At 42.4% G+C, this 15,683-nt stretch carries 12 protein-coding genes and 1 pseudogene; 6 read left to right on the top strand and 7 right to left on the bottom strand.

What is annotated here, in order from left to right:
• Positions 1-1,032: 1,032 nt before the first annotated feature.
• The 3 genes from V7L05_RS31495 (at position 1,033) to V7L05_RS31485 (ending at position 4,467) form a co-directional block, all read left to right on the top strand.
• Positions 1,033-1,827: a hypothetical protein gene (locus tag V7L05_RS31495; RefSeq protein ID WP_335170131.1), complete on the top strand. Its 795-nt coding sequence runs from the start codon at positions 1,033-1,035 to the stop codon at positions 1,825-1,827.
• Positions 1,828-2,183: 356 nt separating this feature from the next.
• Complete coding sequence (locus V7L05_RS31490; protein ID WP_335170129.1) at positions 2,184-3,419, top strand: MFS transporter; 1,236 nt, start codon at positions 2,184-2,186, stop codon at positions 3,417-3,419.
• A gap of 58 nt (positions 3,420-3,477) precedes the next feature.
• The gene (locus V7L05_RS31485; protein WP_335170128.1) at positions 3,478-4,467 is read left to right on the top strand and encodes a hypothetical protein; all 990 of its coding nucleotides are present in this window, start codon (positions 3,478-3,480) and stop codon (positions 4,465-4,467) included.
• A gap of 183 nt (positions 4,468-4,650) precedes the next feature.
• On the opposite strand, the gene V7L05_RS31480 is transcribed toward V7L05_RS31485, so the two are convergent.
• A complete protein-coding gene (locus V7L05_RS31480) occupies positions 4,651-6,096 on the bottom strand; it encodes a deoxyribodipyrimidine photo-lyase, 8-HDF type (protein ID WP_335170126.1) in 1,446 nt (481 codons plus the stop codon).
• Between the two features lie 218 nt (positions 6,097-6,314).
• Here V7L05_RS31480 and V7L05_RS31475 point away from each other — a divergent pair, with 218 nt between their 5' ends.
• Positions 6,315-6,869 (top strand): 1,2-dihydroxy-3-keto-5-methylthiopentene dioxygenase, encoded by a 555-nt coding sequence (locus tag V7L05_RS31475; RefSeq protein WP_335170124.1) that lies wholly within the window; start codon positions 6,315-6,317, stop codon positions 6,867-6,869.
• 146 nt (positions 6,870-7,015) lie between these two features.
• Here V7L05_RS31475 and V7L05_RS31470 read toward each other — a convergent pair whose 3' ends face one another.
• Positions 7,016-8,416, bottom strand: coding sequence for an amidohydrolase (locus V7L05_RS31470; protein ID WP_335170122.1), 1,401 nt, complete (start codon positions 8,414-8,416; stop codon positions 7,016-7,018).
• A gap of 81 nt (positions 8,417-8,497) precedes the next feature.
• Here V7L05_RS31470 and V7L05_RS31465 point away from each other — a divergent pair, with 81 nt between their 5' ends.
• A complete protein-coding gene (locus V7L05_RS31465) occupies positions 8,498-9,283 on the top strand; it encodes a cysteine hydrolase family protein (RefSeq protein ID WP_335170120.1) in 786 nt (261 codons plus the stop codon).
• Positions 9,284-9,872: 589 nt separating this feature from the next.
• Positions 9,873-10,328 carry a cupin domain-containing protein gene (locus V7L05_RS31460; RefSeq protein ID WP_335170118.1) on the top strand — a complete coding sequence of 152 codons (456 nt, stop codon included), beginning with the start codon at positions 9,873-9,875 and terminating at the stop codon, positions 10,326-10,328.
• Between the two features lie 583 nt (positions 10,329-10,911).
• Here the strand turns inward: V7L05_RS31460 and hpnI are convergent.
• From hpnI to V7L05_RS31435, 5 genes and pseudogenes are all read right to left on the bottom strand, one after another.
• The gene (gene hpnI, locus V7L05_RS31455; protein WP_335170116.1) at positions 10,912-12,153 is read right to left on the bottom strand and encodes a bacteriohopanetetrol glucosamine biosynthesis glycosyltransferase HpnI; all 1,242 of its coding nucleotides are present in this window, start codon (positions 12,151-12,153) and stop codon (positions 10,912-10,914) included.
• Positions 12,154-12,287: 134 nt separating this feature from the next.
• A complete protein-coding gene (gene hpnK / locus V7L05_RS31450) occupies positions 12,288-13,181 on the bottom strand; it encodes a hopanoid biosynthesis-associated protein HpnK (RefSeq protein WP_335170114.1) in 894 nt (297 codons plus the stop codon).
• 213 nt (positions 13,182-13,394) lie between these two features.
• Positions 13,395-14,849 (bottom strand): hopanoid biosynthesis associated radical SAM protein HpnJ, encoded by a 1,455-nt coding sequence (gene hpnJ, locus V7L05_RS31445; RefSeq protein WP_335170113.1) that lies wholly within the window; start codon positions 14,847-14,849, stop codon positions 13,395-13,397.
• A 293-nt stretch (positions 14,850-15,142) separates the two neighbouring features.
• Positions 15,143-15,547, bottom strand: a complete 405-nt coding sequence (locus V7L05_RS31440; protein WP_442937890.1) for a DUF4070 domain-containing protein — start codon at positions 15,545-15,547, stop codon at positions 15,143-15,145.
• 20 nt (positions 15,548-15,567) lie between these two features.
• Positions 15,568-15,683: pseudogene (locus tag V7L05_RS31435) on the bottom strand (IS5/IS1182 family transposase); the annotation flags it as partial.

Below are 15,683 nucleotides of genomic sequence, written 5' to 3'. Positions count from 1 at the left end.
GTTTGCGGTTTAATCTGATTGCTGCTCTCTACAATTACGAGCTTTTTCTCCCCAAAATCAAATCTTCCTGAGTGACTTTTGCAAGAGGTCTATTATCAACGACTTAAACGCATCTCAAGGTGATAAAATCCAAGTTTCCGCATCTGGATTCGGAGGTCAACTCCAACTAGGGCTATTACAAGCTTCTCAATTCACCCTTGGTAGTGCTTTCACCAATACCAACCAACGCTTTGCATTTAACACCAATGGCTCGATTCTCTCCTTCGACAGAGATGGTAGCGGTTCACAATTTGGCTCCGTCGAAATTGCTAGAATAAACGGCGTTAACAGTCCTCAAATTATCGAAGTAATCGCGTAGAAAATTTGGGATTTTAGAGTGCCGTAAATGGCTAATTGAGCGTGGTACAGACACAAACAATTGTGTTTGTAACCCAGCCTAAAGTTGTGTTGTAAAAATGATGTGATCTGGTAAGAGTACAAATTTTGTCAACTCTCGCTAGCTAGTACCGCTTCGCCTAATTCGTAATTCGTAATAGAGCCTCCGGCACGCACTCGCGTTCGTAATTACGTTTTAGCAAGGGTTTCAGAGATTACAAATAGGTGGCTTATTTACGCCGTGTTGTACTAGCCATCAAAAAGTTTTTGCAACACAACTATTGAACACGGCAGTTGCTTCAACTCTCAGGGCGAGAGTAACGCATTGCCTCATCCTGGGTGGAGCATCCCAAATACAGCGCATTTCAAGGAAAGTGAGGTACACAACCAAAGTCTCAAACCCTGGTGTAAAAGCTGTTTTACTTCTGAATTCTGATCCCTGAATTCTGCTGTATATCAATTAGATCAAACCCAGGTGATGAATTTTCATTGCGATCGCAACTCTTAGAGACGCACTCGCGTTCACTACGCTATGGCTTAAGCCAACGCAATGACAAACATAATTCTTACTTGCATTGGGATGCTCCCGATCTTGGGTGTTGACTTATTGCATTTTAATGATATTATTCTAAGAAATGAAATTAAGGAGTCAGCCTTGTGGCATTTACGACAAATCAATTATTCAAGTTATTCGTAAAATATTTACCAGCAATTACAGCCATAATAACGGTTCTCCCATTACCAGTTAAAGCAGCTACATTTTTAGTAAATGAACGCGCTATTTTAGGAGGAAATGATGAAGTTGATTGGGGAAGTTTAGGTAAAGTATTTAATCCCTCTGCTCCTAGCTTTTCTGCTTTTTTACCTAACTCTTTTTCAGCAACATCACAAGGTGGTTTAGGGTTGGATATAAATATAGCTCCAACCAATAATCCTCAGATTACTCCACCCTTTGTCTTTCAAACTTTACCTTCACCTGGCATTCGGAGTAACTTTGCCCAAGGAGATTTTGTTCTCTTTGGAGGTATAGACCCAACAGGTTTTATTCCTCTTCCTGCTGGTACTCCTGATCCTGGTACTAAGGGGAACGGCGGGCCTTTTACCATTAGTTTTGCCCAGCCTGTTTTTGGTGCTGGTACTCAGATAGCTGTAGACACTAGTAATTTGCTAGTTGAAGATTTTATCACCGCCTTTGATAATGCCAATAACTGGTTGGGTACTTTCTCAGTTGCAAATATTTCGTCGCTAGCATTAGATAATTCGGCAGTCTTCTTGGGGATTCGTAGTGACACTCCAAACATCTCACGACTCGTTTTTAGCAGTTCTGCTCCACAATACGGCTTGGCCATTAATCAGGTAAGCATTATTGCAGTTCCCGAACCAACTTATACCTTGGCGATATTAGCTTTTGGTGTTTCAGGTGCTGTTTTGAAACTACGCCAACGCACTTAATAAGTTAGAGGTTTCGGACATACTCAAACTTATGTAAGTAGGTAAGTTGCAAATAATTCTTGTCTTTCGCCAAATTCAACTCAATGTCATACAAAGAATTAGAAAAAATCATAGACGCTAAGATACAAAAAGCTATACGGAAGCACGAGATCATAGTTGCTTTCATGAGTGGTATTATTGGCTTGATTTTTATAGTAGGTTTGTTCCACGCTATTTTGCTCAACCACACTCAAATTCAAGCACTTTACTTGAACTGATTACTGTTGCATTGAATGGGTCTTTATGATCAAGCGTTCCCTGATGTCCATAAAACTAATTGAAGTTAGACATATTTTTTATGAAAGGGAATTGCACCTATGGAGAATAAAAATAACGGCAGGGCTATATTCGTCTTATTTTTGACTGTATTTATAGACTTGCTCGGCTTCGGAATTATCCTGCCGATACTGCCTTTATATGCTGAACAATTCGGCGCAAAACCTAATGAAGCGACCCTACTTGTAGCTGTTTATTCTTTAATGCAGTTCTTATTTGCACCATTATGGGGCAGTTTTAGCGATCGCTACGGTCGCCGTCCGATTTTATTACTTACTTTATTAGGTTCTGTAATCGCATACATCGGGTTAGGTTTTGCCAACTCATTATGGATTTTGTTTATTGCTCGTAGTCTTGCTGGGATTATGTCAGGGAATATTGCCACTGCTCAGGCGTACATCGCAGATATTACCACGCCAGCTAATCGATCTCGTGGCATGGGGATAATCGGAGCAGCTTTTGGTCTTGGCTTCATTCTCGGCCCAGCCATTGGAGGTTTTCTGATCGGGACTGATTCGGACAACGCTAACTTCCATCTACCATCGTTGTTCGCAGCCGGATTATCTTTATTGGCATTGCTTTGTGCTTTGATATTACTTCCAGAATCTTTAAATTCTGAGACTAAAGCCAAAATCCAAGTTCATCGCTACCGTCAGCGACGGCTGAACTTGCTACAGATGTCACAGCGTCCACAGTTTTGTGTGCTTATTAGCATCTACTTTTTAGTTACCTTTGCGGTTGCGGCTATGGACTCGACATTGGCTTTATGGTCTAAGCAGCAATTAAACTGGGGTCCTCAACAAACTAGTTATCTTTTTGCCTTCATGGGGATTGTCAGCACAATCATTCAAGGAGGACTGATCGGATTCCTCAAGAAACACTTCGGTGAAATCAAGTTACTTACCTTGGGGATATTAGGATTAGGTTTAGGATTACTGCTAATTGGATTCTCACAAAGCTTAATTTTATTATTGGTCTCCACCGCGCTTGTGGCATGGGGAATTAGTGTCAGCCAACCAATATTAAACAGCCTAATTTCCCAGATGACAGCCCCAGAAGAACAAGGACAAATATTAGGAATTGCTAGTTCTTGCTCTGCGTTGGCACGTATCGGTGGGCCAACATGGGCAGGGGCTAGTTTTATGAAATTTGGCAGTTCTGCTCCTTTTTTGAGTGGATTTTTAATAATGCTGGTAGCTTTGACCCTTAGTTTGCGAGTGACTAAAAGCGCATCTGAACCAAACACAGAACGTGTCGCCTCACAATCTAGGTCTTAATTACGAATTACGAATTACGTAGCTTGCTTCTCGCCTTTGGCGAGTATTACGAATTAATATGATAGGTCGCCGAGTATTGTTTTTAGGCATCTTTGTAAGCATCCTCCTCACCTACGCAATTTGGCTAGGTGGGGGCATTCCTGCAAGCATCACTAAACTTCCTGACCAAGGATTAAACTGGTATTACTGGAAGCTTCCCAACCCGACCTTTTGGAGTCGAGCGACGGCTTGGGGGATGTATCTTGGGCATCAGTTTAGCATCTGGGCGTGTATCTTATGGGCGCAGCGATCGCAGCTGAAATATAAATCAGCGTTGCACCCGATTAATTACCTCATGCTTGCTATTAATGGTGCATTCATCGCTTTACACTTTCTCCAGACCTATATTTGGTACGATGCTCTAGCTCAAGATACTTCAATTTTTGCTTCTCAAGGTGCGGTTGTCCTCCTACTGGTCTTCGTACTGATTTTGGAAACGCCTCGACGCGGTTTGTTTTTTGGCAATTCTGTTCCATTCCATCAACAGTTTTTGCAAATTATCAAGCTGTACCACGGCTATTTTTTCTCCTTCGCCGCTATCTACACCTTCTGGTATCATCCAATGGAAGCGACTTTGGGGCACTTAATTGGTTTTCTCTATATGTTCTTGCTTCTGCTGCAATCGTCGTTGATATTTAACCGCAGCCATGTAAACCGTTGGTGGACATTCTCTTTGGAAATTACGGTGGTTTTACATAGTGTCATTGTGTCGTTGATGCTAGGACAAAGCAAGTGGCCAACATTTCTCTTTGGTTTTCTTGGCATTCTCGTGCTTACTCAGCTTCACGGTCTACCTGTGGGTATCTCAACTAAACGTACTATCTACGGAGCCTTTTTAGTGAGTGTACTGACCGTTTATGCACTGACTGAACGCGGCTTGGGCAGAATTTACGAAGTAACCTATATTCCTCTGATTGAGTTTGGGCTGATTGGCGCAATTTACTTAATCTTCCTGCTCATCTTATGGACAATTTCTCTTGTTAGTGAAACAAGCCGAATTAAACCATAAAGAGCAGCAAGCTAAGATGGAACGTAGCAATATTCGTATTGTGTTACATTTTGAGCTTTAACTAAATTAGGACTTACGCAAAATATCTCTGAAACTCTGATTTCTCCGTGTACTCTGCGCCTCTGCGGTTCGTTATTCCGTAACTCGTGTGTAAGTCCTATAAATATTAAAAAACTAACAATTTTACTCACCACTACTAATGTTTTTTTGCTGTTGATAACGCTGTTTAAACTGCTGTTGTTGTATTTTATGATCCACAATTGGTTCAGGATAGCCAACAGCATGACGTTCTAAAGATGGAATTTTACCAGTAACTAAATATTCTGTATCTACAGACCGCAATTCTGATACCCATTGCCGAATATATTCCCCTTCTGGATCGAATTTTTGTGTTTGACTGGCTGGGTTGAAAATCCGCACAGGTTTGGGGTCCATACCGCTAGAAGCACTCCATTGCCAACCGCCATTATTAGCAGATAAATCTCCATCAATCAACTTCTGCATAAAGTATTTTTCGCCCAATTGGGGATTAATTAGCAAGTCTTTAGTGAGAAAACTGGCAACAATCATCCGACAGCGATTGTGCATCCAGCCGCTTTCGTTTAACTGGCGCATTGCTGCATCCACAATGGGGTAGCCTGTTTTCCCCTCACACCAAGCTTGGAAATATTCTTCGTTAGTTTCCCAAGGAAAGTTCTTAAAGAGGTCGCGGAAAGCACCATCAGCCAATTCGGGGAAGTTATACATTGCGTGTTGATAAAACTCCCGCCAAGCTAATTCCTGTTGCCATGTGCGGATATTAACTGCTGTTTCCTCACTGCGGCTGTTTTCTTGTGCTTCTATGGTGGCTTGCCAAACAGTGCGAATGCCAATTACGCCAAATTTTAATGCTGCACTCAGTTGCGATGTTCCGTCCACTGCGGGGAAATTTCGCTGTTCTTGGTATTCAGTAATCGCTTTAGTAGTAAATTCCTCTAGCCGTTCTTGCGCCGCCGCCTCTCCGGGTGAAATAATCAATTGTTCATCCCAGATAAATCCTAAATCTTTTGCTGAAGGTAATGCGATCGCTCCTGCAAGTTTTGCAATTTCTTGTTCAGCTTTTGTTAACCCCTCAACATTTTGCAGTGTTTCTACTGGTTGACTTTTTGGTTTAGTAATCCAATTTTTCCAGAAGGGTGTGTAAACAGTGTAAGGACTGTTACCACCTGTGCGGATCTCATCTGGGGAATTGAGAATCTGATCCCAGTTATGGTTAAGAAACTCAATGCCTTTTTCTTTGAGGGCATTTATAATGGTGCGATCGCGTTCTTGTGAATAAGGTTCTACATCCCAATTCCAAAAAACAGCTTTGGCATTTATTGCCTCTGCTAAAGCTGGTATCGCTTGTACAGGATTGGCGTGGAGTATTAATAACTGGCTACCAACTTGAGCATATCGCTCTTGGAGTTTCTGTAAACAGCCAATCATATAAGTTACTCTCACAGGAGCAACATCATCCCGTTCCAGAATATACGGATCAAGGCAAAACACACCCACCACTTTCGGACTCTGCCGTTTTGCCGCAGCCAGTCCAGTATTGTCAGAAATGCGTAAATCGCGCCGATGCCAAAACAAAATTAAGTCAGACATTCCATGCTGGATATAGTTCACCCGTACTAGCTTAGATGCTAGTGGTACCAATGAACATCATTCTGGCGATAAATTTATTCTATTAATGGGCATTAGTTATTCCCCATGCCCCATGCCCCATGCCCCATTCCCCATTCCCCGGTTTGTCAATCGGTAATAGTGGCTTTTTAGCTCAAAATTGAGTATACTCTTCTTAACAGTTAATTAGTCCTTTTCTGATGGCTAACCTACTACTTGACGACGGCACAATTGAGAGTGATTTAGGCGAAATAGCTCGTGAACTTGCCCCTCTTGGCATTCAACTCAGACACTACGACCCAGGAACATCGCTTCTCTTCGCCAATCTGCTAGACCAACATGTTTTAACTGAGTCTGAGAAACGTTATTGTGTAGAACTGCATAACAGCGTCTTTGAATTTATTCAGCAAGAAAATGGCGCTATCTGGTGTGACTTGCTAAATGTGCATCCAGGTTCCTTCAATCTTCACCACCTGATAGCAACCTACGGCCGTTACCATACTCATTCTGTCGCTGAACCCCTCTACGTGTTGGCAGGAGAAATGATCTATGGCTTCGTGCGACCTGATGGCAGCCAACTACAGCTTTTAGTTCAGGCACAAGACTATCTCTACATCCCCCTTGGCGTTGAGCATTGGTGTAGCCCAAGTGCTTCGTTGAATTTCAAAGCGGTACGCTATTTTGCGATACCTGATGGCTGGGTTCCTAACTATACAGGAACTCAAGTAAGTGATTCGCTCAACAAGCCGCGTTAAAGAAGTCGGAAGTCGGAAGTCGGAAGTTGGAAGTACAGTTTTGTAACTAGGATAAAGACAAGAGCTACAAAACTTGCGGCTTGTTAGAAGCCGGGGACTTAAACCTACCGAATTTTGTTAAAGCTCAAAGTTGAGGTAAATTCGTTTCATAACCCCATAACCGTGCGATAATGTGCTTCAATTTGGGCGACGGTTTGAGACTTGCGCTTTGTCTCCCATTGACTACGGTTAAATAATTCTTGTCGCAAATCATCAACATTAATTGTTGCCACTTTACCATTAGCGACTATTTGCTTACCATTCACCCAAGCACTATCTACAACATTACTAGGACGACCTAAGACTAATAAGCCAATGGGATCTGTACGCGGAAGTAATGATAAATTGGTGAGGTCATAAAGTACCAAATCGGCTTGTTTACCGACGGTTAAAGAACCGAGTTTATCTGCTAAATTGAATCCTTTTGCACCTCCCAAAGATGCCATTTCTACGGCTTGCCGGGGCGTAATCCAGTGTTGATAATCTGAGTCTGTAACATTATGTAAAATAGAACCTATTTTGATGGCTTCTAGCAAATCTTGAGAGTCATTACTCGAAGCACCATCACAACCAAAAGTTACATTTATTCCAGCTTGGCGATATTTTAAAATTGGGGCGATTCCACTCCCTAAACGCAGATTACTTAAGGGATTATGAACAACTGTAGATTGAGTTTCGGCGAGGATGGCGATATCAGCATCATTTAACCAGACGCAATGGGCTAGAGTTGTCCGATCGCTCAAAAACCCGATTCTTTTCAAATGTTCCACAGCAGTACAACCGTACTTTTCTTGGGCGAGTTTTTCCTGTGCCCTGGTTTCGAGTAAATGGGAGTGACGACAAAGATTATAGCGATCGCTTAACTCAGTACACCCCTCAAATAAAGCATCAGTACACAATTGAATCCCCGTTGGTGCAACTAAAATACTCACACCTTCATCCGGGCGATGAAACTGTCTTACTGCCTCTTCGATAATTTCCAATGTTGCCGCAGTTGAGCGAAAATAAGGCTGATGACTTTGGGCTGATTCCCCAGATGGTATACCTGCGCTGAGGGATTCATCTTGAATTAAGGGGGCGATAAAGGCACGAATTCCCACTTCTCTGTAAGCGCGAGTTGCAATGGCGATCGTTTCTAACTCAAGTCCGGGAATTAACACCAGATGATCTACCACACTCGTACCGCCGGAAAGTAAGGTTTCCACCGCCGTACCCAAAGCACTTAGATAAACCTGTTCGGGATCGAGGGGGGCAAAATCATACAGTTCGGCCAACCATAATTCTAAAGGGAACATTGACATGATTCCTCGCTGCCACATCTCTGATGAGTGGGTGTGGGCGTTGAAAAAGCCAGGTAGCAATAGCTTATTTTTGCCATCGATCGCAGTGCCAATTACTTGTAGATTGGGGGCAAGCGCAGCAATTTTACCATCTATAATCTGTATATCTACTGTTGTATAATCCTCACCGACGGCAATCATCACATTCTGGATGGTGAAACTTACCATATTTAACCTTGATTAAGTAATCGTATTTTCAACCGAATTTCAAGTTACAAAATAGAAAATGGTGTTGGGTATTGCAATTTTATGAATTTACCATTACGGACATTGGGAGTTGCGCCAAATGCGTGGACAGTGAATCATGCGATCGCAGACATCACTCGTCTTCAAAAGACCCCACAACTCGTTATTTTATCAACAGAAACTAAAACCCTGCGCCTAGACTTGGCAAAAGCTGCTATCGTCGTCATTGATATGCAAAACGACTTCTGTCACCCTGATGGCTGGTTAGCGCATATCGGCGTAGACGTAACTCCGGCGCGTCAGCCTATTGACCCTTTAAACAACTTACTTCCAGAACTGCGTGAGGCTGGTGTTCCAGTCATTTGGGTAAATTGGGGAAATCGTCCCGATTTGCTCAATATTAGTGCTGGTTTGCGTCATGTCTATAATCCCACAGGAGAGGGTGTGGGATTAGGCGATCCACTGCCAAGTAATGGTGCTAGAGTACTCATGGCAGGTAGTTGGGCAGCAGCAGTAGTAGACGAACTAGAACAGATTCCGGAAGATATTCGTGTGGACAAATACCGCATGAGTGGGTTTTGGGATACGCCATTAGATAGTATCTTGCGGAATCTGGGAAGGACAACATTATTTTTTGCTGGTGTTAATGCTGATCAGTGTGTGCTAGCCACATTATGTGATGCCAATTTCTTAGGATATGACTGCGTGTTAGTTAAAGACTGCACCGCTACAACTTCTCCTGAATATTGTTGGCTGGCGACATTGTATAACGTTAAACAATGCTTCGGTTTTGTCACTGACTCGCAAGCGATTTTTACAGCGTTGCAAAAGAGTGAGGAGCAATACTAAATTATTAACAACCTAATTAAAACTATCTAAACTTCACAAAATTAAGGTTTCTTTAGTTGTAGATTATAATTAATGCCGAAAACCAAGGCTTAATTATCTGGTTGGTAAATGACAGTTGATTCAAAACTAGTACAGCACGGCGTAAATAAACCACCCATTCAAAATCAATGAAACGCTTACTCTGTATTCATTTTCAATTTTGAATTTTGAATTCCGCCTTGCGGTACTAGCTCTTTCTGTAACAACGTAGAACGGGACACGATTCTTGAAATCTGCTGAAAATAATGGTTGGACAATGACTAAAAGCTTCAAAAAATATATCAACATAAGTAGGGAGGACTACTCCCAAATTTACGCTTGGGGACTGTTGGAGCCGACTCCCTTGGATGAAGCAAGAAGCAGACCCTTTAAAGGAAACTTTAGTTGAATAGCTAGCTTGAAATAAGTTTGGTCAAGCTCTGTATAGCAGTGAGGAATATTTAGTAATTAGTGATTCTGTAATTGAGAGATACAACTAACAACTCAATATTCAGGACTTGGATTTTAGGAATTTTCATACCTATTGAGAACTTCAGAGGGGATAAATTAAATGTACGCGACTCGTTGTGTAATTCCGGTTATCAAATCTCCCAAAGATTACCAAGTATATCGCATCAGTCCCAATGACTCTAATCGATTAGCAATTATCTTCGATTCGACAAATGCTAATACTTCATTGACTTGCTGCATCGAAATTTTTGATGTTGGTGGACAAACACCGCCAAATCGCCATCAGGGGGCGGTGGAAATCTTTTTCATCCTCAAAGGGGAAGCGATCGCTATGTGTGACGGCAAGAATGCCATGATCAAAGCTGGAGATAGTTTATTGGTGCCTGCCACTGGTACTCATTTGATTAAAAACACTGGTTCTACTCGCTTGTATACGTTGACTGTTATGGTTCCCAATGAAGACTTTTCGGAATTGATTCGCAGTGGTATTCCGGCGGAGTTAGATGCAGAAGATATGGCAGTACTGGGGAGATTAAATGCTTTGATGCCCTGTTAAAATAATTCGTAATTGAATTAGTTGGGGATTTATAGCGTTTGCTCATAAGAATGAGGTACAGCTTAACCTTACCGAATTTTAGATTTTAAATTTTGGATTTTGGTGAAGCAGCGCCAGAACAGGGGGTTTCCACGCCACTTGCTTTATGCAGGCGTTCCCGTCCACCGCAGTGGCTCCCCATGAGCGACTGCACCAAGCCGTACCCTTCCCTACGGGACGCCAGGGGCGAACGGGATCTTGCTACGCGCAGCGTCTCCCCTTGGGAGAAGGGATTGAAGATTCAAAATCCAAAATTTAAAAATGTCTAAAGCGAACGTATTTAAACACGAGAATAATTCTTTAATTCAAAAGCGTTCGACTGACTTGTACTGAGCGTTGTCGTTGGCGCAGCCTCTCGTAGAGAAGTAGCGCTCACGCCGTTCGCGTAGCGTTCCGCAGGAAAGTCTGAAATTAAATGACAAACCCCTGACTTGATTGCTGGGGTCAATCTAAAATCCGTCTTGGAAAGTTTGCTCAAGTCGGCAGAGCCGCCCACGCAACTTTCCGCAAAATCTAAAATCCAAAATTGTGTAACGTAGCACTGCTACGTCTCTACATTCTTTTTCACTCCTATGTCTAATTGATAATTGATAATTGATAATTCATAACTTCTATTTTCTTGTACTAGTAACTTTCCATCTTTAGTTAGCTTCAGTTGCTGCCCCCGCCACTCTATAGTGTTGCCTATAAAGCCAAAACACCAAATAGCAAAGCTTAACAAATCGCAGCAAGGAACGAGCCACAGAAACTTTTTGACAATTGGATCTTTCAGACTGATAGTACCAACAACCGAAGCCATCACCAATCTTGTTACCCAACAAATACATAGTCCTAGCCATCCTAATATTGAACCATCCGTGGCAATTAGCAGCAGCAAGCTGGTGACGACACCATAGGTAAAAATTAGTCCTAGATAACCCCAAGGACGAGAAACTCGTTTACCACGCGCCCAACGAATCTGGCGCTTGATGGCATCAACTAAGTTGTTGCTTATTTGTATATGTTCAACAACATAGTCAGAAAGCACAACTTTGTAACCTGCTTGGACAGGTAGATAGCCAAGTTGGAAATCATCTGCCAGATAATCAGCAATTGCTTCAAATCCACCGATGGCTTCTAGTACTTTTTTCGGGATGACAATGGTGGAACCGAAGGCATATTTTATACCATTATCCTTGATGTTGCTGACTAAAACCCCAGCATGAAACTCAGTAGTAGTACCAATAGCCTCTAATGTCGATATCCATCCTTGAGTTAAGGTTCGATACATACAGGTAACTACACCCACGCTTTCGTCTTGTAACGGCTGGATAACTCTTTGCAAATAATCTCTTCCAACTCGGATGTCACTATCAGCAAGGAGTAAAATTTCGTATTTAGCTTTGGCTGCGGCATTGGCCAAGTTGCTAACTTTGAGGTTTGTGCCGATGATGCGATCGCTTACAATCAACAGAATATCCAAATCTGAAAAATTATGGATGATTTTCTCTACAACCTCTATGCAAGGGTCTTTAGAGTTTCGCACAGCAAAGATGATTTGATATTCTGGATAGTCCTGCTGACAAAATGAGGCGAGGTTTTCATAAGCATCGCTATCAAGCCCACAAATTGGTTTGAGGATACTAACAGGTGGATGAAACTCTAGATCAATTGGCCGGGGATCAGCAGAAAAAGTTATTGCTGCATAAATTGCATAACAATAAAACCAGACAGATAATATGCACAAAATTAGGAGGAAATCAATGATAATTATGTGAAAATTTGTTAAGAGAGTAGATGCAAACATGGAATTGATTAGCAGGCAAGTAATATTAGCATTTTCTAGATTAGCTGCCGAGAGTTTAGGACTTTTTTATGTCTATTAAATGAAATTGGGATGACAAAGTTATTACTTTTGAATTCTGAATTCTGCCTTCTTCTTTAGGTGGTACGTTGGGATAATAAATGGTGGTTGGTAATTTCAAAGCCGTTACTAAGGAGCGCTTCGCGTACCCGACTACTTAACAAGGCAGCAAGTTCGGCTTCACCTGCCCCGATAGCTTCATTCAAAGGATCGCCATAAATAGCGTTGGCCAAGCCCACCGTAGGCATCGCTGGATGAGAGTAAATCTCCACCAAGTTTGCCTGGATTTGGGGTATCAACTCAAGCAAGTATTCCTCTGTAATCCCACCACTTTGCAATAAACCGTAAACTCTTTGGGTAAAGCTAATACCTTGGGATTTTAGCATCTTCTCACCATAGCGGCGTAGTCTGCTAAATACTCCTGACCAAACTAGCTTTGTCAGCAGATGGCTGCGATTAACTCTCAGGGTCAACCCCAGTTCCTCACTTGGAAGACGAATTACTTTAATATTAAATTCTGGTGCCAGGTCAACTAAAATACGCAAGACGACTGGATGCATATGCAAATGCAAATGTCCATCCACATGAGAGAGAGGCAAACCAGTTGAACGGTATTTTTCCAACTGGGCGCGAATTTCTTGCCGCAGTTCTTGACGGGTTTCTTTGACAAATTGATAGCACAACCCGGCGCTCAATGGACTGTTGGAAAAGTTACCTTGTTTGTCAACTAAATGGGGAATTTGCTCTGGCGGTAGGACAGAGCGCCCACATATCAATACAAGATGTAGACCAACAGCCAGGGTTGGGTGGGCAGTTGCCAAGGTGACAGCTTCTTTTGCAGCATCAGCGCTCACCATCAGGCTGGTACTCGTTAGGACTCCTTGTTTGTGTGCTTTGATAATTGCTTGATTAACTCCTTGGGAGAAACCAAAGTCATCACCATTGATGATGGCGAATCGCTTTGCTTGCATAGGTTTTGTATTTTTTCTGATAATTGAGCTATTGAGTTAGGGCTTTCCAAGAAATAAATTAAATCGAACCACTCCAGACGCAGAGAAGCCAGTGCGTTGGGCGGGTTCCCCGACTTGTAGCACCTGGCGCGACACAGAGGAATTAGGAAGAGAGAGTTTTTTGGAAGTGCCTTAGACTTATGCCGATCCCAATCCAAAAAGAACAATCAACAACTAACTAACAACTACTGATTCGGCTTTCGCAGTTGCTTGGGTGCGACGATCTTTTAAGTATGAGAAAAATTCCCGCCCTTCACGTAGGCGACGCACTAACATTTGAGGATCGGTGAGCATTTCAGTGACAATTGGGATAATAGCTCTGGGACGGAAGTAAAACTTCCGATACATCTTCTCAACTGCATCCTCAATCTCAGCACTGGAAAGATTTGGATATTGCAGTGTGGACATTTGAATTCCGGAAGTGGCAACTAAGGAATTGTTGCTAAACCAATTATTTTCCTGAGCTTGACGATAAAGCTCTGTTCCGGGATAGGGAGCTGCGATCGAAACCTGAATTGTATGAGGACTAATATCGCAAGCAAAGCGAACTGTTTCTTCAATTGTTTTTTGGGTTTCGTCGGGTAAACCAATGATAAATGTGCCGTGTACGGTAATGCCAAGTTTATGACAATTGTCCATAAACTTCCGCGCTACTTCCAGCTTGACTCCTTTCTTAATCCCATCCAAAATTTGCTGATTGCCAGATTCAAATCCTACTAAGAGTAGGCGTAAGCCATTATCACGTAGTTGTTTGAGGGTGTCATAGTCGAGATTGGCACGGGCGTTGCAACTCCAAGTCAGTTTGAGTCGCTGCATGTGTTTGCTAATGGCGATCGCTCGATGTTTGTCTATAGTAAAGGTGTCGTCATCAAACATATATTCTCGCACTTTGTCGCCGAAGATCGCTTTAGCTTCTTCCATCTCGCGCCCAACTGCTTCTGGGCTTTTAGTGCGGTATATGTGTCCACCAATTGTTTGCGGCCAAAGGCAGAAGGTACATTTTGCCGGACAGCCCCGCCCAGTGTAAAAGGAAATATATGGATGCAGCAAGTAGCCGATAAAGTATTTTGTAATATCTAAATCACGGTGATAAATCGGCAATACACTGGGCAGAGAATCCCAATCGTGAATCAAAGGGCGGTCTTCATTATGACGTATATTACCCTGGCGATCGCGGTAGCTTAGACCTTTGATTTCCTCCCAAGATTTACTTTCTGCTAATTCCTTGCAGGTATAGTCAAATTCGTGGCGACACACAAAGTCAATAATTGGGTTTTCACTCAGCGTCTGTTCTGGTAATACTGCTACGTGCGCTCCAATCAAGCCAATCTGGATATCAGGGTTTTGAGCTTTGATTGTCTCGGCGCACTTGACATCATTAGGCAGCGAAGGCGTGCTGGTGTGCATGATAATTAGCTCGTAATCTTGAGCAATTTCCATGACATCTTCTACTGTTTGACCATGTGGTGGTGCATCAATCAGCTTACTATTCGGCACAAGGGCTGCGGGTTGCGCCAGCCATGTCGGATACCAGAAGGAAGTAATCTCGCGCTTGGCTTGGTATCTCGAACCTGCTCCACCATCAAATCCATCGAAGGAAGGAGGACTGAGAAATAAAGTTTTTTTCACAGGTATATTTCCTTATATATAGTTTGGACGTTTTAGCTAATACTTTTTTAGGAGCAAACCTCAAAAGTAGCATAGCCGATCACAGTCCTAAATGATTCATTAAATTCTCTAGCTCAGTTACAGCTGTTTTCAGGTAAATAGACCACGCGGTAGGGGCACAGCATTGCTGTGCCCCTACGACAGATGTGGTTCAAATAGATGAAAACTGCTGTAATGTCCCGATTAGGAGTCACTGAGAAGCCCACACTCATTCTTAGAAGTATAGGTATGTCACCAAAATGACATCTTGACAGTTAGCTACGAACTTTGGTGAGGAGTTTTTGGGAATAAAACGAAGCCGATTCTTCATTTTTGGCACAATCTTGGGCAAAATTAATTAAATGATGTCCTACAAGTCCAATGTGAATCAAGTTTTCAATCTTACCTGCTTTCAGTGCTGGCTTGGCCATTTTCCAGAAAGTTTGACTATAGTTACTAAATATGCCTATTCGTAGCAAAATATTGGTTAAATAAGTTAAACCTTTGCGAATATTAGCCGCAGAAGTGCGAGCCGGGCTGTTAGGAATTTCGATGCGGTTTGGGTAGGTGTGTTCTATATTGTAAGCGAACCTCTGATATAAAAACTCTGGCTCATAAGCAGTTGTGATGCAGCGCCGCCACATCTCAATAACTTGCTCGTAGGGCATCAAAAACTCAATAGACCTCTTGCAAAAGTCACTCAGGAAGATTTGATTTTGGTGAGAAAAAGCTCGTAATTGTAGAGAGCAGCAATCAGATTAAACCGCAAACTAAATCTTTTTCGGCGATTTCTATAAGTAAGAGACAAAACTTTAA

The organism is Nostoc sp. (assembly GCF_036917755.1).
Classification (GTDB): Bacteria; Cyanobacteriota; Cyanobacteriia; order Cyanobacteriales; family Nostocaceae; genus Nostoc.
The sequence above is the reverse complement of the archived record's forward strand: the minus strand, read 5'-3'. Positions and strand labels throughout refer to the sequence as shown.

What these genes read in the sequence shown, in the direction of transcription:
- V7L05_RS31490 (WP_335170129.1), top strand. Translation starts at nt 2,184, where the DNA reads ATGGAGAATAAAAATAACGGCAGGGCTATATTCGTCTTATTTTTGACT.
- V7L05_RS31485 (WP_335170128.1), top strand. Translation starts at nt 3,478, where the DNA reads ATGATAGGTCGCCGAGTATTGTTTTTAGGCATCTTTGTAAGCATCCTC.
- V7L05_RS31480 (WP_335170126.1), bottom strand. Translation starts at nt 6,096, where the DNA reads ATGTCTGACTTAATTTTGTTTTGGCATCGGCGCGATTTACGCATTTCT.
- V7L05_RS31475 (WP_335170124.1), top strand. Translation starts at nt 6,315, where the DNA reads ATGGCTAACCTACTACTTGACGACGGCACAATTGAGAGTGATTTAGGC.
- V7L05_RS31470 (WP_335170122.1), bottom strand. Translation starts at nt 8,416, where the DNA reads ATGGTAAGTTTCACCATCCAGAATGTGATGATTGCCGTCGGTGAGGAT.
- V7L05_RS31465 (WP_335170120.1), top strand. Translation starts at nt 8,498, where the DNA reads ATGAATTTACCATTACGGACATTGGGAGTTGCGCCAAATGCGTGGACA.
- V7L05_RS31460 (WP_335170118.1), top strand. Translation starts at nt 9,873, where the DNA reads ATGTACGCGACTCGTTGTGTAATTCCGGTTATCAAATCTCCCAAAGAT.
- hpnI (WP_335170116.1), bottom strand. Translation starts at nt 12,153, where the DNA reads ATGTTTGCATCTACTCTCTTAACAAATTTTCACATAATTATCATTGAT.
- hpnK (WP_335170114.1), bottom strand. Translation starts at nt 13,181, where the DNA reads ATGCAAGCAAAGCGATTCGCCATCATCAATGGTGATGACTTTGGTTTC.